The following is a 23,580-nucleotide window of genomic DNA, read 5'->3' on the forward strand; positions in this document are numbered from 1 at the left end:
TGCGCTCCAATCCCCGTGTCGTGCGAAAGCGGATGAGTCCCTATCCCACCAAGTATCCCAACCACTCCAATTGGCCTCAACCCTCTAGGGAGATCAAAGATCTCATCTATGTCATTGCGGCTGGTCCCTAAGTTAACGGTAGTGAGTGTTAGTCCATATGACCAGATTGCGGTAGTTCCGTCGTTTACAGTGTTTAGCAATGACGTTGCCGATGGCATGGAACTACCGGTTCCCCAGCGGAGCGGGGTAATGGGTGCCGGTGGGTCGGATTTATCTCCACACCTTGTCTGGAGCGGGTTTCCCGAAGCCACCAGGAGCTTTCTAGTTACTGTATTCGACCCCATGGCCCCGACGGGGAGTGGTTTTTGGCACTGGGAGGTTATCGATATCCCTGCGTGTGTTACTCATCTGCAGACAGGGGCAGGAGATGATGCTGGTTCTGGGATTCCAGCCGGGGCATTCCAGTTGCGTAATGATGCGGGTTTAGCTAGATATGTAGGGGCGGCACCACCAAAGGGACATGGTAGGCACGTCTACTATATCGGAGTGCATGCCATAGACGTGGAGTCTCTTGGGCTAGAGCCAACTGCAAGTGCTGCGTTTCTGGGATTTAATCTGCACAGCCATACCCTTGCCCGCGGTGTGATTGCGCCCTGCTACGAGGCCAAATAGATTCAGGGCGACTCCCGTCACCTCCTGGATAGGATTGGCTAGCCAAGATAAGGTGACTACGCCCAGTATGGCTCGACTGCCCGTCGTCTGTATGATCTGGGGTGTCGCTGTTGGGGTGAGAACCCTGTGCCGTGCGCGAGTAGTTTCACATCTTGGACCATCTATCTGAACGCAAACTGAGATAGATCTTGGGACTCTTCGTGATCACCCAGTTGACAAGCGTCCAACGTAGGAATAGAATGTCCCAATTGGTATGGAAGCGGTTCCAAATCCAAGGGGGGAAATTGAAACCTGGGCATCGGGCGACAATTGAAGACGTAGCGGCGCATGCGGACGTCGGAGTCGGGACCGTGTCGCGGGTTCTAAACCACCGGCAGCATGTCTCCCAATCGACGCGAGACAGAGTCGAAGCCGCAATTGTGGAACTCGGTTATCGACCTAGCCAGCTTGCTCGATCCCTATCAAAAGGTAGGTCAGATCTCGTATCCGTGGTTGCACCAGATATTACGAGGCCGTCAGTGGTAGCCCGCATCGAGTCCTGCCTGGCAGAGCTGAACCGGGTCGGGGTTGTCGCATCGTTATTTGGTGTTTTCAATAGAACGCAATTCGACCAGGTTGTTGACGCGTTATCGGATCCTCATTCCACCAGGGCGCTCGTGGTGGTTTCAATTCCTGTTACGTCCGCCCAGGTGAGCGCTTTGCGAACCGCACATGTAAGCCTCATTGGGCTTGACATCAAGATACCATCGTCAGACTCTGTCTTTATCGACAATGTCCTTGGTGGAGCGATGGTTGGTTCTCACCTCTTCGCTCAGGGATACCGTCGCATCGGCTTCATCGGAGACTTGGACTCGGGGAAGTTCAGATTCACGTCAAGTCGCGCCCGCCTGCGAGGTTTGCGAGGCGCCCTACTGAAAGGAGGATTACCCTTCGAAACAGAACATGTCGCATTCTGCGAACACGGTACTTCCCCTGCCAAAGAATGCGCGCTAGAACTATTGGCGAGCAGTCGTCGCCCGGATGCAATTTTTGCGTCTTCGGATACGGGTGCCCTCGGGGTGTTGTCGGCTGCGCTGGAACTCGGGCTTCGGGTACCGGATCATCTTGGGGTCATCGGGTTTGATGACCTTGAGATGGCTGAGGTGGTTGGATTATCGACGGTGTCACAACCCCTTTCTTTGAGTGGGGCGATTGTCGCCGAGCGGCTGATCGAACGACTGACAGGGTCGGACGCGCAGACTGTTCACACATCGCTGGATCTCCACTTGGTCCAGCGTGCCTCCACCGCCAGAGTCCCGAACTTCGCAAAACCCTGACAGTCAGTTATGTAATATCCCCACGCGTACCTCGCGTGGATGAAACCGAGAAAGGACCAAGATAACATGGAACCAAAGAAAAGAGTAGGAAAATCGAGAAAGGTCAAGACGGTCGCGATTGTTGTGGCGGGTTCCTCAATCGTTCTGGCGGCATGTGGCAGCTCGTCGACGGCTAAAACCTCCTCGACGTCACCTTCGGGCTCGGCGACCTCAGGGACTATCACCTGGTGGGCAAGCCCGATTGCACAGGTCGGAATCCGCCAGACTCTCATAAACGCTTTTGAGAAAGCCTATCCAAAGATTCATGTCAACCTGGTCAGCGCACCAACCAACACCGGGACCAATAGATCCCAGGTCGTAGCCCAGATTTCGGGGGGATCGACGACACCGGATGTCTTCATGGGTGATGTGATCTGGCCTGCCCAGTTCGGAGCTCATGGACTTGCAGTCCCATTGAGCAATTATCTCCCTTCAAGCTACTGGGCAAAATTTGCTCCTGGTCTGGTGTCCGGCGCCGAATACAAAGGTAAAGTGTATGGTTCACCTCTGTTCGAAGACCAAGGATTCCTCTACTATCGCAAGGATTTGCTCGCCAAGGCGCACCTTCCGGTCCCGAAGACCTGGGAACAGCTGAAACAAGAGTCTCTGACCCTTGTCCACGACCACCTGGTCAAGTATGGTTTCGTGTGGGAGGGTAACTCGTATGAAGGGCTTACCTGCGACTTCATGGAGTATTACACATCCGCAGGGGGCAAGGTTACCAACGCCTCCTACACCAAGGCCTATCTCAATTCACCCCAAGCATTTCGGGCGGTGAATTTCATGCGGTCACTTATCACGAGCGGCGCGAGTCCTGCAGCAGTTGCCACCATGGAAGAGCCACAGGCCATGGCCACCTTCGACGCTGGTGACGCGGCGTTTTTACGTAATTGGGACTACGCGTGGTCGAACTCGCAGACTCCATCTGATTCAAGCGTAGTCGGCAAGGTCGGAGTGGCGCCGTTGCCGACCTTCTCCGGGCATAGCTATCCAGGCTACTCAACCATTGGTGGATGGAATCTATACATTAACCCCCACAGCAAACACGTCGCTACCGACTTGACATTCATCAAATGGATGTCCAGTGTGGAAGCCCAAACTATTCTTGGTAAAAAGTACTCGGAGATTCCGACTGTCGAGTCGGTGCGGAAGGCTATTGCCTCAGAGGCGAGCGCCCCTCCACCCGAGAAGGTGGCGGCTGAAACGCGGCTGATTGCTCGTCCGGCAGGGACTCCAAACTATCCTGCGCTGAGTACAGCTATCTACACGAATGTCAATGCGGCACTCAATGGATCCACCACGGTGAAGTCGGCACTAGCATCAGCTGAATCGCAAGCAGATACAGCATTAAGCGGTGGACTATAGCAAGAACTTGGGCCCGGTCGCTCTCTGGAACGACCGGGCCCAACTAGAAGGATTGGTGGGTCCATGGTCCAGCCGACAGTAGATGACACAACCGCGAACGTCGCTCTGCGTCCAGTCGATGTTGCCCGACGCACGAAGCACCATCGTCGATCCACACGTATTGGCTGGGCATTCTCGTCTCCGGCATTCACAATCGTAGCGCTGGTTACGATCTTCCCAATAATTTTCTCGGTCGTTCTCAGCTTAGCTAACGTCACAGTTACTGGTAATGGGTTCCAGCTTGCCGGATTCACATTCTCCAATTACAGTGAAATATTTCATGCGGCAGTATGGCAATACGCACTTGAGTTCACTGTGTTCTACACGGTGGTTACCGTCGCAGTAGAGGTGATTCTAGGTACCTTGATCGGACTTGTGCTAGAACGCCTGACAAAGGGCCGTGGCATGATGATGGCTCTCTTGCTTATTCCATGGTCAATGATCACTGTTATATCTGCCGAACTATGGCAATATATATTTGATGGAACGTATGGTGTAATGCAGGCAATTTTCTCAGCGCTTGGGTTAGGTCAGCCACAATTCCTCGGGACACCGACCTCGGCAATTATCTCTATGATGGTAGCCGATATTTGGAAGACAACTCCCTTTGTAGCCATCATCGTCGTAGCTGGTCTCGTCATGCTGCCACAGGAAGTGTTTGAGGCTGCAGCCGTCGATGGTGCCAACTCCTGGACAACTTTCTGGCGAGTCACACTGCCGTTACTGAGACCCACTATAGCCCTGGCGATCCTCTTTCGGATTCTTCAAGCCTTTGGCATTTTTGATCTTCCCTTCGTTCTCACCGGCGGTGGACCAGGGACAGCAACGACCTCGTTAGCAGTCCTGAGCTATCGCACAATGTTTGAGAACCTCAATTATGGGGCTGGCAATGCAATCGCTGTGAGTGCAAGTGTCCTCGTTTTAATCGGTTGTCTCCTTTTTCTAAAGGTCTTCCGAGCTCAAGTAAGTGATGCATAGGAAATGCGATACCAAGCACATACCGGTATTAAGAAGTGGGCGAATCTTCTCAACGTCACTGTAGTAGTTATTGTATTGTTTGTGGCTTTACCTATCTATTGGTTGATTGCATCGAGCTTTAAAACAAACGGTGGAATTGGCGCTAGCCCTCCACAATATTTTCCGAATCCTCTCAGCATTGCTAATTATCAATCAGCATTTGTGCACTATGATTTTGGAATATATTTCAGGAATTCGCTCGTGGTGTCTATCTTGGCAACTCTATTAGTTCTCGCGATAGGATCGCTTGCGGGATATGCCCTAGCACGTTTACCCATCCGTGGTAAGACCGCGATCATGATGATTCTGCTAATGATTTCACTTTTCCCAGAGATCGCTGTCGTCTCTCCTCTGTATCTCCTGATGCATGATCTTGGATGGATCGATAGTTATCAAGTACTGATTATCCCGTATACCGCATTCAATCTACCCTTCGCTATTTGGATCATGCGGAACTATTTCCTTGGGATACCAAGGGAGATGGAGGAGAGTGCCCGTGTCGACGGCGCCTCGCCACTACGCACCTATTGGTCAATCATCCTTCCGCAGGCACTGCCTGGCATCTTTACTGCCGGCATTTTCACCTTCACCGCATGTTGGACCGAATTTCTTATGGCGCTCACATTTGACAATTCTAATAGTTTTCGGACGATTCCCGTGGGTATCGCGCTCTTTGGCTCGCCTGATGTCATACCGTATGGTACCATTTTTGCCGCGAGTGTCGTAGCTGTTGTTCCCATCGGTATCCTCGTTTTTGTGTTCCGACGGTTTGTGGTTTCTGGGTTGACTTCCGGAGCAGTGAAAGGTTAGCTATCTGATGCCCTATGTAATGAATCCTGACTGGCTAGGAAACACCACTGTCTACCAGATTTATGTTCGTTCATTTGCTGATGGAGATGGCGACGGGAATGGCGACATCGATGGTGTGATCGAACATCTTCCCTACATCAAGAACCTTGGGGTTGATGCCATTTGGTTGTCGCCGATCATGCCAAGTCCTAACCACGACTGGGGTTATGACGTGAGTGATTACTATTCGGTAGCGAATGACTACGGTGGGATGCCAGCCCTTTCCCGTCTGATTGAGCGGAGCTCACATTTGTCGCTCAAAGTCCTGCTCGATCTTATTCCCAATCACACGAGTTCAGAACATCCGTGGTTCATATCTGCGCGATCTTCTCGTGATTCTCCTTATCGTGACTACTACGTCTGGGCGGACCCCTTGCTTGATGGTGGTGCTCCAAACAACTGGCTCGACGCCACTGGAGCTTCCGCGTGGACGTACGATCCCAACTCCAAGCAGTATTTCCTTCATAACTTCCTCCCCACACAGCCCGATCTCAACTGGTGGAATCCAAAAATTCAAGATGAGTTCCGCGATATCTTGAGGTTCTGGTTCGACCTTGGAATCGATGGATTCAGGGTGGATGTTGCACATGGAATCTACAAAGATCATCTCCTCCGTGATGATCCAGTTGCGCCCGCCGGTCGTGCGTCTCCTTTCACACACTTTGGATTACTGGAAAGGTATTCGAAGAATAGGCCCGAGGTACATAATCTCTATCGGAGTTGGCGTAAACTTGCATCCGAATACGAACCACCAAAGGTACTGATCGGCGAGACGTGGGTTGGCGATATCGATGCAATGGTTCGTTTCTACGGTAATAATGATGAACTCAGCCTCGCGATGAATTTTCCATTCACCTTCTCTGAATTTCAAGCCGGTACCATAGTGCCACTAATCACCGAAACGCTTGCGAAACTTCCTGTAGGTGCCCATGCTTGCTGGGCTGCATCGAACCACGATATCTCGCGGTTCCCTACTCGCTGGTGTGCCGACGATGAGACGCGAGTTCGCAGTGCTCTCATCCTTCTTACTACTCTGCCTGGGACTCTTATTCTTTATTACGGTGATGAGCTCGGCTTAGGTGACTCGATCGTTGGGGATGAACTGCTTCGTGACGAGATTACGGCGCATGCAAGCACAGGCTTCAAGAGGGACTACGCCCGTGCGCCTATGCCGTGGAACCACGATCCGAAACACGGTTTCACCAAGGGCGAACCATGGCTACCCTTTGGTCGAATTGCTACGGACGTCGAGACACAGCATGCTGACGAGCACTCGATCTTGAACTTCACGCGTAAGTTGTTATCGATTCGTCGCAGCAATGTCCTTTCTCCTCTCGCGACCCTTTCTCTGGATGAGCTCGTGTGGAGCTATCGCGTCGGGCAGTTGGAGGTTCATATAAACTTTAGCGGCCAAACGGTTGAGAGCACTACCAGCGGTGGCGTTCTTGTCGACATCTGGGGTGCGGAACGGTCGATATGTGAAGGTGCATACACGCTTGAGCCCTTCGCTGCTTGTATCATTCGCCAGTCATAATGAAAGAGTGAGATTTCCATGGCCTCAATTACCCTCGAAAATGTAAACAAAATTTATCCTGGTGGTTGTCATGCAATCAAGGATCTGAACCTCGATATTGCCGACGGTGAGCTTATGGTCTTGGTGGGGCCCTCGGGGTGTGGTAAGACGACGACGCTCAGGATGGTGGCTGGTCTCGAAGAGGTGACCTCGGGCACGCTTCGATTCGGTGATCGGACAGTGAATGGTTTGGAACCAAAAGATCGCGATATCGCAATGGTATTTCAAAACTATGCTCTTTATCCACACATGAGTGTCGCAGAAAACATAGGATTCGCTTTGCGTCTTCAACATCTGCCCAAATCGACTATCGCTCAAAGGATACGCGATGCTTCTGAAATACTCGGCATTGCCGATATTCTTGACAAGAAGCCAAGACAGCTTTCCGGTGGACAACGTCAACGCGTAGCCATGGGGCGAGCAATCGTGAGAGAACCGAGTATTTTCCTGATGGACGAGCCGCTATCGAACTTGGATGCAAAATTACGGGTGAAGATGAGAGCAGAAGTCAAGCTCATTCAAGAGAGGCTCGCGGTGGCGACGATCTATGTTACGCATGACCAGATGGAGGCGATGACATTGGGTGACAGAGTTGCGGTACTCCGCAATGGGGAACTGCTTCAATGTACCACACCGCAAGACGTATATCTAAACCCAGTCGATACTTTTGTGGCAACATTCATTGGGTCCCCAGCAATGAATTTGTTCGAAGCTGCGATTGATGTTAGCTCGGTATCGTTAGTTGTAGGGTCCCAACGAATCGCTTTATCAGATGCAAGTATGAAACGATTGGCAGGTTTAACTCGTGTGATATTGGGAATCCGTCCTGAACACTTTTTTCTCGGAGATGTGCCTGACTCGGCAGGGCTAGTCGTGGAGGTCAAGCTCGTCGAAGAGCTCGGCTACGAGGAGATGGTGCACTTTGACTTGGACGCGAAGATAGTACGAGGCCAGGGCGAGAGCGAAGATGCAGGTAGTGACGAATATGAAGGGAGAACCGCCCGTATCGCAGGAAGCAGTGACTTGAAACAACACGACAGAGTCACACTACATTTCAAGTGGTCGGATGCCTACTTCTTTGACGCCGCTACCGGGATCACACTTGGATGAGACACAAAATCTTCAATTACAGATAGCGGGCAAATCACGATTCCCTAGGAGGAGGAGGAGTCCGAGGCATCTTCCAGGACCGGTGGTGAGTCCCCAAAAGATGCCGAAATAGGGATTATAGTTTTTAGTTTTCGGTTTCGGTCCTGAGATTCGGGTCAATGAAGCTAATCTGGCCTGCTCGCTGCGGTCTAGGCTGTTTCTAACCGTGGATGCACCCTAGCAGTGGAAAGCTTTGGTAGGTCAAGACAGGTTGAGTGCAAGCAGCTACGCAGTCTCGGCGTCCGATGATGCACGTAGACTTAGGTAGCCCTTGGAAGGTCACTCCAATGGGATACTGTGTCAAGGCGTGAGTAAGTTCAGTGGGCTAATCTGATCACAGTGTCGTCGTTCGCGGTGAGAATCCGGCCGTTGCCGGTGACGACAAGACGGAACGCTGGCGCGCCCACTGTTGCATCGGCCACCGTCGTGTCGCTTGCGGCAGTACTAATGCCATCTAAATCTTCCCCCACCTTCCTCGGTGAGGGTCTTGATCCGCAGCTGGGAACCGTCGGCTTTGTCAGTAGGTGTGAAGGTATTTACCCCTGCCTTGAAGGCCCTTAAGGTCGACCTTGGCACTAGCTTCCCTGGTGATGACCAGGTAGGAGTAGTCACGCTCAACCAGGAGTGCGATATTGGCCTCGGCTGCATTACCACGGTCCATGACCACCATTGGTCGTTCACCGACAGACAGGGTATCGTTGGTCCGTTCTCCTAGCGATGCTAGCGTTTGAGCGACTTGGCCCAACTCGTTGTCAACGCAGGCAGCGAATGCGTGCCGAAGGGGACCCGATGGTGTGAGAAGTACATTCCGGCTGCATCGATGATGAGCACATAGAGCACCAAAGGGATCACGGTCTCAGGCTTCGGGCCAGTCGCACCAAGGACCGGCAAGCTCTGTCATGAACCATTTGGATGCCGCAGCGAGATGCCCGCGCTGGTCAGGAGATCACCGGCCCTGTGGGTCAGCCAACCAAGGCTGAGGAACCCGATCAACAAAAGTCCCGAGAACGGGTGAAAGTGATAGAAGGCATACCCACCGCCGATTCTGACAAACATGCGCAACCGGCACAGCCGCGTAAACCAGGGCTCCACAGTCCTCCACGTACCAGCGGCTAGGACGCAAAAGACGACCGTGCTTGTTAATAATCCAGTTGCCAATAACACCAGAGCCAACGCAATGATGCCCACCCCATGAAGTGCATGGGTGAGCATGCGGTGCCCATCCGATACCTTGTTCACGACCCAGGAAACCCCGTAACTGATGACTCCGCACTCATGGGCAACGCTCGAACCTGGTTCGTCAATGTCAGGTAAGATTGGCGCACCATAAATTGGCCACCACCACCGAAGCTATCATCCGGGTAAGGGGGTGAACCCAAAGGCCGCGGGTCCCGTCGCTGCCTGTGCTTTGTCCAGCATGGGAGATAGATCTGCATGCGAAACGATCGTGTTCCACTGATCGTCTTTGCCCATCTCGTATCGCCCTCTGTTCGCGACGCCTGGTCTGTGCAGTGGCGGTAGCAAGTCATGAGATGCACTAGAATAACGATATGGACACGGTGGAAACGTTCTATTCGACAACGTACGTGGCTGACTGGCTTGGAGTCAGCGTCCCGACCATGCATAGAGCCATGAGTAGGTTGGGATTGGAGCCTCGCCGTGGGCCGAAAGGGCATTTGCGTCTCAATCGGCGAGACATTCGTGCTTTGCTGGCGGACCTGGGACGAGCCCCGAGGGTGAAGGGATTCAGCCGCGAAGAGTTGTTTGTTCTCAATGTTCTACTAAGGCGTCCGTTTGGTCTACGGTCTGGACGATTGGTCGCACGACACGCGGGTATTTCGCCTACGACCGCCCTCAAGGCGCTGAACAGCCTCGAACGACGAGGGATGGTCGAACACCGTCACGAGTTAGTGGCCGAAGGAGTCCCCAAAGAGGTGACCGTTTGGGTCTTCCGTGTCGAGCCCTACTGGCTAACCGACGCGATTGGTTTGCAGATACGCAATACCATCCCACCCGCTCCTAGGTTGAGGACGCAAAGAGACACGAGGGTTCCACAACATTTCAAACACCTGTTTTGGAATGCTGATCTTAGAGAGCTCAATACGAAAGACCATGGATCGGCCATTGCCATTGCCGTTCTTGAGCAGGACAACCCTCACGCCCTTGCCTGGGCGATTCAGAACCTTAGCCCAGAGGCATTTGCTATCGCCGCACTTCCTCGACGGGGATCCACACCCGAGATGTCGGCCCTTGCTGCTCATATTGCAGGAAGGAAGTAGATTGGATGCCCCATCCGCTAGCAGGGATCATGTCCGCGCGAAGTCATCAAGCATGGAGCGTCGCCACGACAATCGCTACAAATCGGGGGTTCTACCTCGCCGAGGGTACTGGCTTGGCGATTCATCTCCATCACCGCAGGAGCACTGATCTTGATTTCTTTGTGCACGACAACTTCGACCCGGATGAGATACTGACTGAGATCAACAGGAGCGAACTACCGGTAGCCGTAACTGGCCTTGCTGACGGAACTCTGAATGTGCTATGCGACTCAGTTGTGGTGCAGTTTCTCTCAGTGGCTGGACAGGAACAGCTCAGCCCAACATCGACAAGAGACACTGCTAACCTTGCTGCGATCCCGGACATCTTGGCAATGAAGCTCAACGCCGTATTGGGCCGGGCAAAGTTACGGGACTATTTCGATCTGATGGTCATAGATCAGCGAACTGGCTACTCGATCGAAAATGGTATTGGACTCTTTCTTCGGCGATACCGGCCAGCAGTCCCCGATCAGTCCGTGGCGACCCTGATCCGGTCACTTGGTTACCTAGATGACGTAGAAGATGATGCGACAGTGCCGGTAGCGAGGCAACAAGTCGTGGATTTCTGGAACTCCCGTTCTGTCGATGTAGCGAAACACACCGATCGTTATGGAGTAATAATAAGCCCCTCCACACCACTTGCTCTGGAAGTGCTAGAAGAACCCTCCGACCCAGATTGACGACCTCGATGCCTAGGTTTCGGTAACGGACCGCATTAGGATAGCCCATTTTTATCTCCGGGGTGTTGTCGGCCCTTCAGCGGTGCACATATATGGAGGAAGTAAAGCGCCGGGAAGACCAGTGCGAGCCATGGTGTGTGAGGCGGATCAATCCACGTAGACAGAAATACGTCCGCTAGCGACGTACGCAGTTGCAAGCAGTAGACCCAATGACGATGATAATCCACGGAGTAGCACCTGGTGTTGATCTCTTGGAAGGGCGTATTGCAGGAACACTGGGGTATATGAGGTAGCAGCATTTTTAGCGGACTGGATTCACACAGGAAGACTGTTGGTCCTATTCGAGGCCGAGAGATGCTTGCCGCCGGAGCAGATCTTGTGATCAGCTTTCCAGGTGAGACGAGCACCCGCGACATGATCAACTGCGTTGAAAAGGCATGCGTGAGCGGATCGAGCCAAGACCAACGGTGGAACTGCACGCGGGGGATGGTTGCGTCAGGAGTACATACGGTCTCAATTTGAGCCAGGTGACCCTAGTGTCATCACTCCGTCCTTGCGGACGGGCGTGCGCTACTGAAACATCTCTATCCAAACGGGGGAATTCTCCGTCAAGCACTCTGGCGTCTCCGTGAACAGGACTGTGACCGGCTAGCTGGCGTGAGCTAGTCGTTCGCTGTGTCATCTGATCTCCTTGTCCGCTGTGACATACGGAACCCGTCCGGGCTTCTGGACGAGGATCTGGGCTACATTAGTCTGATGAGATCAGAGAAGGCATTCGCTCAGCAATGGTCCGTCTTTGGACTGGAGTTGACAGAGTGACGGGACATCGCCGATCACTGGTGCTGGGCCTGGTTGCCCTGTTGCTGATCATCGGCGGACTTGGGCTTGTGCTCGTTCGATCTCATCGCAGAGTGGCAAGCAAGAGGCCGCTCACGTCGATCGAGGTGCGTACGATTCGCAACTCGACGTCGACGATTGCGAGCGCGGTAGCCGCAGGTAACCTTGCTTGCGCATCAACGACCTGCCTGGTTGCGACCGAGCGTGGATATTCGGATTATTCCCAGCTTTGGGTCCGACGCGCCAATCACCAGGAGTTTGCATTGGTCCCCTCGTTGAAGGGGTCACAGCAGATGGTTGAGAGCACCGCGTGTGCGAGTGCGCAAACCTGTTACGCCGTGCTGGGAAGGGGTCTTGATGGAGGAAACCAGGAGCTGTTCGTCACCAACGACGCTGGCCGAACGTGGAAAAACGAGACAGTAACGGCTGGCTTTGAGCCCAGCTCGGTGCACTGTCTTCTGAGAGGTCCCTGCTGGGTCACGGGTGTGCGGAATGGCAAACCGACAGCGTGGACCTCACCGCCTTTCGCGACCGCTTGGTCTCCCATACCTCTTCTTCATGAGCCCGCACCTGCCCCTGAACAAATCGATTCCAACTCCATTGCGTGCGCCACTCCGTCTGCCTGTGTCGACATCGTGACCATTCCCGGTGCCATGATCGGTGATCAGGAGCTTTTATTCGGTGGAGTTGCGACCGGCTTTCACCGCGTTCTCGCGTCGGAGCAGGTCCAACCTGATCTGAAGGCGAGTTGTGATGACGAGGCTTGCTACTGGAGTGCGGCGCTTGCACCCTCATCCAGTCACACGATTGTCGTTAATGTGGTCTATGCGAATGGAACTACTGCGGCACTGAGCACCTCTGTGGCGTCGGGGACGTTCCTAGACGACCTGAGTTGCAGTGCCACGCAGTGCATTACCAGTCTGTCCACGAACAAGTCCACCACAACCTTCCTTCTGGTCGGGAAACGTCTCCGGGGTGCGAGTGTGCCAAGCGGGTCAGCAGTCGATCAACCATCGCTTGGCTGCGTGCGCACCTCAACGACGTGCCTCTTGACGTTGGGTTCGACGACGACCACGATCCCTCGGTTGACCACGCTGACAAGAGAAGGGTTCGGGATCGGATCAGGGCTCTCGTTCTCGTCAATACCCAAGGCACCAGCACTCGCCAACGGTGTCCAACTTGCCTCCTGTGACAGCGGTTCGTGCGAGACGCTCCGAGCATTCGGAGGTCATCTTGTGCTTGCAAAACTCGTGCCTGATCAGGATAGGGCAGTACGTTCCCTGCAGGTCCATGATCCAGGAACTGGTGTTGCCGTCATCACGCCGATCGCACTTACGTGTCCTGTGGCGAATCATTGCGACGTCATCGTGCAGGAGGGGAGCGGCTCGTATCAACTGCTCTCAATCAACCCATTGACGGGCAAGACCACTGTCAGAACGCTCAGTATTGGTGCCAGTCCTTTGGGGCTCTCGTGTAGAACACCTCGCGATTGCGTCATGGCGATGAGCGGCATCAGCCACCATTTTCAGTTTCCCGTGCTGTGGACCGACAACGCGGGCGCGAGTTGGCACCAAGCTCATGTGCCACATGCTCGAAACGATCTCTCAATAGGCGCGGTCACCTGTATGGGTCGTGGCGATTGCGTTGCCATAGGTCAGCATGATTTTGTCGACGGCTATGGAACCTTGCGCCCGTTTGTCGCACGGAGTAACAATGGGGGTGCTACGTGGCAGTTGCTGCGGCTTGCGGGTGACGTTCCCTATTCTCTCCCAGGCCCCGGGCTCTACGCGGTTGGGTGCTCAATCGCCGGGGGCTGTGACGGCGTCGTTGTGACGAGTCAGTCCACGCTGATGATTGGCGGTCAACCCCTCACAGGTGCGTGGAAGCTCCGTTCACTCAAGCTGCACCCAGTGAGTTCAGAGTCGTTACCGGAGGCTGCATCGATTGCGTGTGGACAGCAGCACTGCTTGGTGACCCTGACCGTCAACCCTGAGAATGCGGCGGGGGGTCAGGCTCCCCGGTTGTCTGTGCAAAGCGCGGTGATTAGTCCTGGGCTAAAGGCTGGACCTATTCTTTTGAAGAAGTTACTGACCAACGCCATGCTCACGTACTCTGGCGTAGCTCATCGCTATCTCGAGACGAACGCTACTGGGAATGGCTGGGTGACACTTACCGCAGGTAGGTGATCGTCGGGATCGTGAGGGACCGGTTACGCACGAGGGTCCCGTCGGTGTTCGGCACTCGCTGAAGGTTCAGGTCTTGGTCACCGCAGCTGAAAAACTCCTGCAATCAGGTCGCTCACAGGGATGGCTGCCGTGGTGCCGACGGTGGTCTTGCGGTGGGGAACGAGCTGGTGATGAGAGAAGGAGGCGGTCCGGTAGAGGGTCGTCGGGTCAGAGATGCGTTGGTTGGCGTGTGGCAGGGGGCCTACTCTTCGATACCTTCAAAGTTTGTCATCAAGGTTCCGGTAACCGGACAGGCTCTCCGGGCTGAAGAGCCCTTTGCACGTTCTGCGGTCGTGGCTCGGCAGTTGGCGTCACCCGGGGTTGGCACTGGCCAGCGGGTCGCGATTGAATTTGGTGATTCTATCGATTTCACGGTCACACTGAAGGGGGCCCATCCGTTGATCCGACAATATTGTGAGTTGCGTACCCGCAGAGTGCGGGTCTCTTCCCCGCACTCTCAGTTCAACAAATCGGTCGCTCGGACGAACAAAGAAGTGCGCAACGGCACACTCGGACTCATGATCTTGTGGGTTGCGCTCTCGGGTGCCACCCCGGAACCTGTCGACAACTCAACCTCGGAATGCGCGCCTCCCAGGAGGCTCCCCCCGACACCCCGCACTCACGTGTGCCTACTGCAGGGTTTTCATGTCAGGCGAGCGTTCGCCTATACCGAACCTCGCGTACCGTTATTCCGCCGATCGTCTCTTGCTTCGCACCCTGGTCCACGGCCCATCCGCTGGCCTCATAGAACCTGCGAGCTCTGTAGTTGCTGTCCAAGACCCAGAGAGTGGCTTCACGGAAACCACAAGCGACTAGCGCATCGACGCTACTGGACATGAGATCGCGTCCAATGCCTTCGCCCCAGTGCTCCGGGGTCACATAAAGGCACCTCAATTCTCCGACTCCGTTGGCATCTCGCGACTGTCCAACGTTGGCAAAGCCGAGAACATTATTGGGCTGAACTTCAGCTACGAAAACGGACTCGTCGTGTGAGAGGGATCCGGTCAGGTACCGTCTCCAGTTTGCCCCGCGTTGAGCGGAATCAAGGGAATCGAGGTAGTCTTGTGCAAGAACGCCTCGATAAGCAGCTTGCCAGGATATGACATGAACTGTTCCGATGCCGAGTGCGTCGCCGGGGTTGGCGTGACGTACGGGCATATTAGCGTAACTCCTCGTCTCTTCGCGGCACCAGTGCACCACCTTCTAGCTATGCTCAGAAGTGCCTGATTTTAGCCTAGGTCGACATGCGCTTAGAAGCTCGGATGTCACAAGGATAAATACAGAGAGGTCCAAGTGACATTAGTGAGCTACAAGCTCATGACAGCTAACTGGTGTACGTCGGGTCCAGGAAGTCGAGTGCCTCGGAGCGAGTCGTCTCAGCCAGGGTTTGTCTCAACCGTCACTGGACCCCTAGCTTCGATGGTGCCGCTCGAGAGAACTCGCGCATTCACGCCGAACGGTCCATTGCGTTTGGTAGTCAAATGGGAGGCAACCGGAAGACCGTTCTATCGGCTTGACAAAGAGATAGGGATATCCCCCAGATCCAATCTCTCACGAGCGCCACATCGCGAAGTGTTCACGCCAACAGTCCAAGGACGCTAGGCTTCGATCAATGTCGACGAACATTCCCATCCAGGCCATAGGCGACGGTGTCTGGGTCCACACGAGTGACCGCGAGATGACGACGAGCACCATCGTTGCGCTCGATAACACCAGCTGCATGCTCATTGACCCGGCGATTACCCCATCCGATCTCGACGTGATCGCGGACTTCGTTGAGGAGAGAGGCCTTCGGGTCACGCTTGGATGGTCGACACACGCCCATTGGGACCATGTCCTCTGGTCCCAACGGTTCGGGGCCGAGGTCCCTCGTTTCGCTGTTCGGGCCAACGTGGATACCTGCCAGGCCGAACTGACAGAGCTCCACGAGTACATCTCCGAGCAATGCCCTGGTCATGATGTAGACCTGTGCGGCCTCCTCACGACCTGGTCCGATACTGAACCTCTCTGGGCCGCGAACTGTCAGGTCATCGAGCACCGAGCCCATGCCCCTGGACATGCTGCGCTCTGGATCACAGACCGACAGATCCTCGTCGCGGGTGACATGGTGTCTGACATCGAGATCCCAACGCTCGACCTCGATCAGCCCGACCCGCTCTCCGATTACCTCGCTGCCCTTGATCTGTATGCACAACTCCTCGACCAGGTTGTCACTTTCATCCCGGGTCATGGAAGGCCGGGCGACCAGGGTGAGTTGGATCGACGCATCACCCTCGACCGAAGCTACCTAGACGACATCGCAATAGGCACCCCTACGAGTGACGACCGCATCCTAGCGCAATGGCTCAAGGAGCACCACGAACGTCAAGCCGCCTGGGCGAAGGAACAACGTTGAAGCAACGCTAGGTAACCGAACCATCCCACCCCCAACCAGTTGATGCGGCCCGGCTGGTGGTGACCTGCAACCTTGGAGACCGCGCCACCTGCACTGAACTTCAGCATTCGATGGGGCCCGATCTCACGGTGTTTTTTGATGCAGGCGCCCAAAGAGAGTTGCCTAAGTACGTTCTACTCCAAAGGGTATGTGCGATCGCGATGCTCCAACCGATCCACCTTGTCAAGAGCTGCAAAGACTGCGCCATTCGACGTGCTGGCGCATCGAGATTGTTGACGCACTGGTGTTCAGTGAATTTTATGTTGAGACCTTTCCGTAGCCCGGATTTCGCTGCAAAGAACGGTAGGCTTCGCAAGGAAAATCAGCAGCTCTCCAATGGGGTTTGAAAATTCTAGAAGACTTTCGCATCGATTCGGTGAAAGTGCCGGCGATGAGCTGATTTATGCATTTGATCGATACGGGTGCTGTTGAACTTGGACGTATCGTTCCTCGTCTGGACCTGTGGGGTTTTATGCTCTCCCTCCTGGGCCCGAACTTGCCGCGCTAAGAGGTGCGCGTTTCGAAGCCGTGAAAGGTGCGGAGGAAATATGGAGAACCCCCGAGGCAACTGGAACATCGACGGGGCCTATCCGACTCGCATGCGAGCCCCGGGCGCACAGCATCCAGTCAACGGTAGCTAAAAGGTCGACTGCCATACAAGGTGGACCGGGCACGAGGGGCATTCCACTGGCAGAGAGGGAGGTTGTTCTGCTCCTTGACCATCATCGACGAACACTCTTCCACACAGCTAACCAACCTGCGGATTGCTCAATCGATGCACCAAAGAGTCATGTCGGCCCTATCTGAGATCGCGGCCGAAGGCTGCAGTCCCGGCCACATTTGAAGCGTCAATGCAGAGGCGTTTGTCTCGTAACCTTGTTGGAAGTCAAAGTCTCCGAGACGAGTCTCATACCCCAGGCGTTACCGATCCAGATTGAGCCTGCCGATGGGGGAGGTGTACATCGTTCAACGCTGAGGTCGAAGCGACGATGTCTTCTCTTGATGGGTTCCCGTAGGTGTCCAAGTGCAGCTCTTGACCGAGGACTACCGTGACGACGACTCTGGGACCTACGCGGAGAGTACCCTTGGATCGGCTAGTCGCACAATTCTGTAGCTCGTGACGGCACAGCTGAAGAGGATAGTTCACGCTGAACTCAAGCGACAACCGAGGATACAACGCGCGAGACCCCTCCCAATTCTGGGCCAGGATAGCATCGCAATGTATAGATTGAATAAGACTCTCTTGACAAGAGGTGGACCACGCGCAAAAGGCCCTCCATTAGCATCAAGATTAGTGCAGGCAAAGTGGACCTAGGGATCGTACAGGATCTTTGGATCGTTGAGGATGGTAATTATGGTTATTCGAAGCCAGGGTAAGAGGTTGTTAGTAGGTGCAAGTGCCAGTCTTCTAGGTGCTGCTTTGTTCGTTAGTACCACCTCGGGAGTTGCAAGTGCTCAGCCTATTGCGGAAAGTTATCACGTTGTCAGCACATGGGACTCCGTAGGACCAACTCCACACTTTTCAGGAGTTGACGCACGACTGCACAAGGTTTTCGTCAGCAACCTCGCCGCCGGTACGGTGACGGTGTTGAATAGCGAGACCGGTGCTTTGATTTCGACAATCCCTCTCGGTGGAACCGTTCATACGGTCGCTGTCGACCAGCAGAATCAACGTGTTTATGTCACCGATATTCAACGTGGACGTCTCGATGTCATTAATGCAAGGACTGATGCGGTCATAGCCGAAATTCCGGTTGCTGCTCATCTCCATGGGCTAGTAGTTTCACAGAGGCTTCACGAGGCATTCGTTACCGATATCTCACTGAGTAAAGTCTATGCAATAGATATTAAGAACGACAAGGTAATTGATCCAGCTGGAATATCAGTAGGTCCGAATCCGTGGGGTGTGTCGGTCAACCCGAGAACCAAAACGCTGTATGTTGCTAATACCGGCATCGATCCATATGCTGGAACTACGCATAATTCTCAAAGTATTAACGCTGCTGGCAATAGCGTAAGCGTAATAAATCTTCGAACCATGAGCGTCATTACGACGGTCACCGTGGGGCCGCATCCTTGGAATGTCATTGCGGATCCGCAAAACGGACTGGTATACGTGGGCGTAAGTGCTGCGAACGAGGTTGCTGTCCTTCAACACAATCGAGTCGTTGATGATATTCCTGTTGGGGATTCCCCGCATGGCGTGGTGATAGACTACAGGAATCACACCCTTCTTGTAAATAACTCCATTAGTGATACGGTGTCGGTGATCAACACGAGCAGTAACGAGGTTACGCAGACTATTTCTGTGGGTACCCAGCCGCAAGGCATTTCCGTGGATCAACACACCGGTGAGGCGTACGTCGTCAATCAGGCATCAGCGACAGTCACCGTTCTCAAACCTCTACGGACCTTGAATCAGGACGCGTGAGAGTAGAGTATGGCCCCCTGAGAGGCATCGCGTGGTGCGTAATCACCTCTTAAGCTAGCGAGAGATAGGTTGCTTTATCTGTGATCGGCCAGCTTTGGCCGGGTTAGCCGCACGTCATCAAATGGAAAAGTTAGGGTGTGAGAGATTCCTCTAAGGTGCGAGTGTGCCGATGTCCTGTTCATTCGACACCGTGACTTGTGGATGTCACCCTTAAGATGCTGGTATTGAATTATTGACTGCATTGGGCACCGAAAGTGCGCTTGTCTCTGCAGTCCCCCTTGTGGCGGCTGCTTCGAACGTCATTTGGCGATTGCTAGTGAGTGCCAAAGAGTGTGGCTTACCCTCTTGTGCCATTGGGTCCGGTAAACGGTTGTTGCTCGCGTGGCGGCGGTAGCGGAACCCAGGCCGAAGGGTTCTTGGTAAAGGAATGTGGTGAGTGGCTTGAGGGGAGCATTGTCCGATGCAGGGGTGAGGAACTGATGCTACTCATGCGGCGGTCCTCTCTGACTGTTGTTGTTTTACTTATCGGACTCTATGTATCTCGAGAGACGGCTAGCTGAACCACATAGGCGGGTGTGGGTACTGGGGATCTTGTACGCTTGGCCCTTGAGTCGTAGTGTTTGATCGCATACACCTGGCACGCAAATGAATCCAATCCAGTGCGCACACACACCTCGATGAGCAGTTTGAACTCATTGTCAGTCAGGGGCCAGTCCTCTTGTTGTCTAGAGCTGCGTCGATTGTCCGTCGCAACAGTTCCTTATTCAGTCCCAGCCCTCGATTGGTTCGCTTGCCCCCACTGTCTTCAACATCGTCGTCTCCCATTGCCACCCGATCATCGGGGCGTCTCGTGTGGCTTGTGCAAGAGCACCAAGGTCCAGGACCACTCGACGCGAGAGGACAGTTGAGCTGCCCTAGCCGAATCTCTGGTCCGTGCACGAATCCTCTCCATGCCATACGCTTGAAACAGCCAGCGCCAGTCGTTGACCGCACCGTCCTCCAACACCTTCTCGATGATGAGTGATTCATGGGTTGAGCCGTTGCAAGGCCGAACTGTGCGGTAACGGTAGAACAGACGTTGGATATCCGAGGGTAGCCTCATAAATGGTGGTCCTTTGGGGATTTGCGTCGGTGTAGCGCAAGCGTGTTCACTTGAACCATTCCTTGCAGATGCTGTTCGACCGTGGTGAACGATTGTGAATTGATCAGCAAGCCAACTACGTCATCCTTGTCTTTGTCCGTAAGATCGTGCGTGTATGTGGGTTGTTGCAGAAGTAACCGCGGTGAAAAGGCGTTCCCCTAGGTGTGTTACGCTCGATGTATTAGCTCATCGATGCTCATCAGTCCAGCTTTCATAATGACATGAAGTCGGCGTAAGTTCAGGCTAGCGTGGGCTTTCCGAGGGTGTGTGCTCCCTGTACAGGGAAATCTTTTGGGCCTACCACAGAGAGGCACCACGTGTCGAGCTCGAAGTCATGCGTGAATGGGTAAGCGAGTAAAGTAGCTGAAACCCTATTGAGTCTCTATTCGGTTTGTCCCAGGGGCCGGTGTGTCCATTCTGCTTGTGTGAAGTGCTTCAACAAGTCGTCTAATTGTGGCAGCTCCAGTAATGCCTCTAGTGGGTGTAATGTAAAAAAAGTCAAGAGCCTTGGAACTGCGATGTCCTATCTGCAGAGCTAACGCAGCCCTGCCAGATAGACAAAACTCCTGCACGGGTGGCGATGATGCTAGGGTAGAAGCGGTTTCTGCTGTCCCGATTACCAGTACAGATTCAATCATTAACCACCTGAAGAACAATATGTCATGTTGAATTCATAGGTCTTGCGCTGCTCGGGATGGATTCTTCATCTTGATGTGTTGTTTGCAGCACCAGTCAGATCTAGAGGCAACCTCGCCGATCTCTGCATCACCTGGTAGGTGGTAAAGGTGCCATGGCGAAAGATCTCAATGACTGATGCACAAGTGGCTGCGCCATGTTGTCGCGGCAAAAAGATTGCGAGCCTGTCGATTTGAAACTGATTCTAGCTATTACGTGCGATGTTGACAATCGTTTGTCTTAGTGCTCCCAATCAGAACCTCTCTGGATGAGTTGTACATTCGAAGTCGGGCTGGGTCTGCTCCATAATGCAATCTCCCGACCGCCGCGTCAAGCCATGCAGCTCCTGTCAATGAGAGGGTTGCAACAGGGAATGCAAAGCGGTACCCTAATGATCCGAAACGAACTCGCGTGAGTGGGCGTTGTTCCAAGCTATACGTCCTCAAATGGCATACCGGCGGTATCGCGCCGGTAAGGTTCCAGCACCAGCACGCAAGATTTGGTCAACGTATTTTGGTTGGAGACCTTGAGTCACAACACCCCACATTGGAAGCGACCGTTTGTTTGTTGGCATAGGTGATACTGCACTGGCACGGTTCCGGTCTATCTCCTATCCGTCAAGATTGATGATGATCACTGGGCAGTCAACACGTCGTTCGATTTGAGCGATGGTCGAACCCAGGTGGCGATGGAAAATACGTCGCTTGCGGTGCAAGCCAACCATGATGGAGTCGATCGGGTACTCTCCGCAGGTGTCAGCGATGCCGATTCCAACGGATCCCCGTTCGACATCGCGCAGAAGCCCATGGGCAGGTATATGGAGGGCGTCAAACCACGAGAGTGCGGTGGCGATGACGGCATTCGCCTCGTCGATGGTATCGCGGAAATACTTGACTCCGTTGGCGAGATCCCATTCACGGCAGTGGAGGACGACCACCTGTACTGCCATGCGGTTTGCTAAATGTGCGGTTGCCCAGAACAGTTTTGTTGAGTCAGTGGCTGCTGACCCCACTGGAATGAGGAGACGTAATGGTTTGTCTTCGGGGACAGGTGTATCGCAGTATCCATCTCCTAGTTGATGCGGTGGTGCGGGAGTCTCGACTGTAGGAGGGTTGATGCGGGGCGTCTTCGGTCGTAGGCCAGCCATCAAGCACCAGCCTGACCGTGAGCGCGGATGCGGTGCCCAGTGGCTAGTCTGATTTCTCCGCCGATGTCAGCGATCCGATCGTTGTGATGATTGATGATCACGATTTTGGTCACGAGTGGAGAGTATCGGCATGCTGATCGAGCTGATTGTATTCTTTACAATACATTGACGACCGGAACAGCAACTTTGATACTCTGTTGACACCGTCCGGGCTGATAGCGGCGGGGGCCTTAACTGCTAGTGTGCTCTACATGCTCAGATGATGATAGGACTCCTGCTCTCGTTGAAGGGTCAGGGTTGGCGATTCTTGGCGGTGTGTCTTATTGGTCTTGGCAGGGCTCAAGACGATGGTTTGGTTGGAAGTGCCCTGTGCCCTGGAGAGGATGTTCTGAGTTACCATCATGGGTCCACCGAGACGAGGCACAAGAAGATCGACGGAACTATGGGATCTGAGTAGTTATCTCCTTACCGTGGTGGCTGTTAGCCGGCTGCTCCGTCGGGGTCGGCCACTCGCAGCGCAGACTGTTGGTGTCGCGGCGGCGGTGGGTTGCCTTGGGACGCGGCACCCAAGAGGTCTTTGGATCGGTCTTGGCTACGGGTTTGGTAGAGTAGCGCCGCCGACACGCCTCCCACTCGCTTTTGCTGCCGGCGTTCTTGCACTGCAGGGATCCAGGACGCGTGGTTGGCGAGGTGATATTGGTTGGTCGGTGATGGCGGCCGTTAGCGCTGGCGTAGCAGTGCGGGTTGGTGAGAAGTTTACGATAGGTCGAGGCGGCCCTTCTGACCAACGACAGCGGCCAAGAGTTGTTGTCGTAGCCAATGTTGATTCTGGGTCGACCCGGCTTTTTCGACGGGCCCGCCGCATGCTTGATGCGCAGCGTGATGGAGGAACTGAGGTCCTCCTAGTGAAGGCTGGTGATCTTTGCGCTGCTCTCGATGCTGCCGCAAGGTTGGTCGGGCCAGCAGGGAGGGTTATCGCGGCTGGAGGTGATGGCACCATAGGGGCCGCTATCGCGAAGACAGCAGCCACGGACACGCAACTCGGCATCCTTCCGACTGGTACTGGGAACGACATAGCTCGGTCGTTGACGATTCCGCTGTATCCAGAGGAAGCGGCGTTGGTTGCTAGTGGTGCGGCCTCCCGTGAGGTCGACATACTCCGCACGAATTTGGGTGTGGCTGTGCATGCTATCAGTGTTGGTCTGGTAGCTGACTTTGCGCAGAGGGTTCAAAATATTCATGGGTGGCGACGTCCATTGCTCTATCCGGCGGTTGCCTTTGCCACTTGGCACGCGCGTCGATCGGTCGATCTGGCGGTGCAGGCCAACGGTCATGAGACAACCGACAGGTACCTCAACGTGGCAGTGGTCAATGCGCCCCGTATCGGGGGAAGGGTCGGGATAACGCTACCTAGTGGCGCCCCTGATGATGGTGTTGCGCAGCTTGTCATGATCTCGCGTGCGGCGTGGCGGATCGCGATTGGAGAGATTGGCAGCCTGTTTCGACAACGTGCGCGTCGAGTGCCAAGACGTGCGATGATGGAAGAAGTGACGGAGCTGCAGTTGCGTGCGACCGATCCGTTCATCGTTGCTCTCGATGGCGAACCCAGAGGTCCAGTCTGCCAACTGATGGTGGAACTCATTCCAAGAGCATGCCGAGTGGCAGCACCGACA

General features: G+C 54.3%; 19 protein-coding genes and 1 pseudogene. 14 read left to right on the plus strand and 6 right to left on the minus strand.

Going from position 1 to position 23,580, the window contains the following annotated elements; all coding sequences use genetic code 11:
- Positions 1–108 precede the first annotated feature (108 nt).
- The 8 genes and pseudogenes from M7439_RS12975 (at position 109) to M7439_RS02890 (ending at position 7,980) form a co-directional block, all read left to right on the plus strand.
- Complete coding sequence (locus M7439_RS12975) at positions 109–672, plus strand: YbhB/YbcL family Raf kinase inhibitor-like protein (protein ID WP_366525213.1); 564 nt, start codon at positions 109–111, stop codon at positions 670–672.
- A 239-nt stretch (positions 673–911) separates the two neighbouring features.
- A pseudogene (locus M7439_RS12980) lies at positions 912–1,103 on the plus strand (LacI family DNA-binding transcriptional regulator); the annotation flags it as partial.
- 87 nt (positions 1,104–1,190) lie between these two features.
- Entirely contained in the window at positions 1,191–1,988 is a 798-nt protein-coding gene (locus M7439_RS02865) for a LacI family DNA-binding transcriptional regulator (RefSeq protein ID WP_298345975.1), read from the plus strand.
- A gap of 66 nt (positions 1,989–2,054) precedes the next feature.
- The gene (locus M7439_RS02870; RefSeq protein ID WP_298345977.1) at positions 2,055–3,392 is read left to right on the plus strand and encodes an ABC transporter substrate-binding protein; all 1,338 of its coding nucleotides are present in this window, start codon (positions 2,055–2,057) and stop codon (positions 3,390–3,392) included.
- Positions 3,393–3,455: 63 nt separating this feature from the next.
- The gene (locus tag M7439_RS02875; protein ID WP_298345979.1) at positions 3,456–4,409 is read left to right on the plus strand and encodes a carbohydrate ABC transporter permease; all 954 of its coding nucleotides are present in this window, start codon (positions 3,456–3,458) and stop codon (positions 4,407–4,409) included.
- 243 nt (positions 4,410–4,652) lie between these two features.
- Positions 4,653–5,258 carry a carbohydrate ABC transporter permease gene (locus tag M7439_RS02880; RefSeq protein WP_366525214.1) on the plus strand — a complete coding sequence of 202 codons (606 nt, stop codon included), beginning with the start codon at positions 4,653–4,655 and terminating at the stop codon, positions 5,256–5,258.
- A gap of 7 nt (positions 5,259–5,265) precedes the next feature.
- Positions 5,266–6,831: an alpha-amylase family glycosyl hydrolase gene (locus M7439_RS02885; RefSeq protein ID WP_298345983.1), complete on the plus strand. Its 1,566-nt coding sequence runs from the start codon at positions 5,266–5,268 to the stop codon at positions 6,829–6,831.
- An 18-nt stretch (positions 6,832–6,849) separates the two neighbouring features.
- Positions 6,850–7,980: an ABC transporter ATP-binding protein gene (locus M7439_RS02890; RefSeq protein ID WP_298345985.1), complete on the plus strand. Its 1,131-nt coding sequence runs from the start codon at positions 6,850–6,852 to the stop codon at positions 7,978–7,980.
- Positions 7,981–8,336: 356 nt separating this feature from the next.
- On the opposite strand, the gene M7439_RS02895 is transcribed toward M7439_RS02890, so the two are convergent.
- The 3 genes from M7439_RS02895 to M7439_RS02905 all read right to left on the minus strand — a co-directional run bounded on the left by M7439_RS02895 (position 8,337) and on the right by M7439_RS02905 (position 9,351).
- Positions 8,337–8,489, minus strand: a complete 153-nt coding sequence (locus M7439_RS02895) for a hypothetical protein (RefSeq protein ID WP_298345986.1) — start codon at positions 8,487–8,489, stop codon at positions 8,337–8,339.
- A gap of 47 nt (positions 8,490–8,536) precedes the next feature.
- Positions 8,537–8,764, minus strand: coding sequence for a hypothetical protein (locus M7439_RS02900; protein ID WP_298442426.1), 228 nt, complete (start codon positions 8,762–8,764; stop codon positions 8,537–8,539).
- A 152-nt stretch (positions 8,765–8,916) separates the two neighbouring features.
- The gene (locus M7439_RS02905; protein WP_308464375.1) at positions 8,917–9,351 is read right to left on the minus strand and encodes a metal-dependent hydrolase; all 435 of its coding nucleotides are present in this window, start codon (positions 9,349–9,351) and stop codon (positions 8,917–8,919) included.
- A 404-nt stretch (positions 9,352–9,755) separates the two neighbouring features.
- Here M7439_RS02905 and M7439_RS02910 point away from each other — a divergent pair, with 404 nt between their 5' ends.
- The 3 genes from M7439_RS02910 to M7439_RS02920 all read left to right on the plus strand — a co-directional run bounded on the left by M7439_RS02910 (position 9,756) and on the right by M7439_RS02920 (position 14,040).
- Positions 9,756–10,298 (plus strand): hypothetical protein, encoded by a 543-nt coding sequence (locus tag M7439_RS02910; RefSeq protein WP_298345992.1) that lies wholly within the window; start codon positions 9,756–9,758, stop codon positions 10,296–10,298.
- A 29-nt stretch (positions 10,299–10,327) separates the two neighbouring features.
- On the plus strand, positions 10,328–11,017 hold the full coding sequence (locus tag M7439_RS02915) for a hypothetical protein (protein WP_298345994.1): 690 nt from the start codon (positions 10,328–10,330) through the stop codon (positions 11,015–11,017).
- Between the two features lie 815 nt (positions 11,018–11,832).
- The gene (locus M7439_RS02920; RefSeq protein WP_298345996.1) at positions 11,833–14,040 is read left to right on the plus strand and encodes a hypothetical protein; all 2,208 of its coding nucleotides are present in this window, start codon (positions 11,833–11,835) and stop codon (positions 14,038–14,040) included.
- Positions 14,041–14,727: 687 nt separating this feature from the next.
- Here M7439_RS02920 and M7439_RS12985 read toward each other — a convergent pair.
- The gene (locus M7439_RS12985) at positions 14,728–15,237 is read right to left on the minus strand and encodes a GNAT family N-acetyltransferase (RefSeq protein WP_298345998.1); all 510 of its coding nucleotides are present in this window, start codon (positions 15,235–15,237) and stop codon (positions 14,728–14,730) included.
- Between the two features lie 454 nt (positions 15,238–15,691).
- Between M7439_RS12985 and M7439_RS02925 the strand changes: the two genes are divergently transcribed.
- Positions 15,692–16,474 carry an MBL fold metallo-hydrolase gene (locus tag M7439_RS02925; protein ID WP_298346000.1) on the plus strand — a complete coding sequence of 261 codons (783 nt, stop codon included), beginning with the start codon at positions 15,692–15,694 and terminating at the stop codon, positions 16,472–16,474.
- A 1,384-nt stretch (positions 16,475–17,858) separates the two neighbouring features.
- On the plus strand, positions 17,859–18,944 hold the full coding sequence (locus M7439_RS02930; protein WP_298349318.1) for a YncE family protein: 1,086 nt from the start codon (positions 17,859–17,861) through the stop codon (positions 18,942–18,944).
- A gap of 835 nt (positions 18,945–19,779) precedes the next feature.
- On the opposite strand, the gene M7439_RS12990 is transcribed toward M7439_RS02930, so the two are convergent.
- Positions 19,780–20,046: a hypothetical protein gene (locus M7439_RS12990; protein ID WP_374045742.1), complete on the minus strand. Its 267-nt coding sequence runs from the start codon at positions 20,044–20,046 to the stop codon at positions 19,780–19,782.
- Positions 20,047–21,370: 1,324 nt separating this feature from the next.
- Entirely contained in the window at positions 21,371–21,907 is a 537-nt protein-coding gene (locus M7439_RS02935) for a universal stress protein (RefSeq protein ID WP_298346005.1), read from the minus strand.
- Between the two features lie 401 nt (positions 21,908–22,308).
- On the opposite strand from M7439_RS02935, the gene M7439_RS02940 reads away from it, so the two are divergent.
- Positions 22,309–23,580 (plus strand): diacylglycerol kinase family protein (locus M7439_RS02940; RefSeq protein WP_308464374.1); only part of this gene is annotated, 1,272 nt, incomplete at its 3' end.

This window comes from Ferrimicrobium sp. (genome assembly GCF_027319265.1).
In the GTDB taxonomy this organism is placed as follows: domain Bacteria; phylum Actinomycetota; class Acidimicrobiia; order Acidimicrobiales; family Acidimicrobiaceae; genus Ferrimicrobium.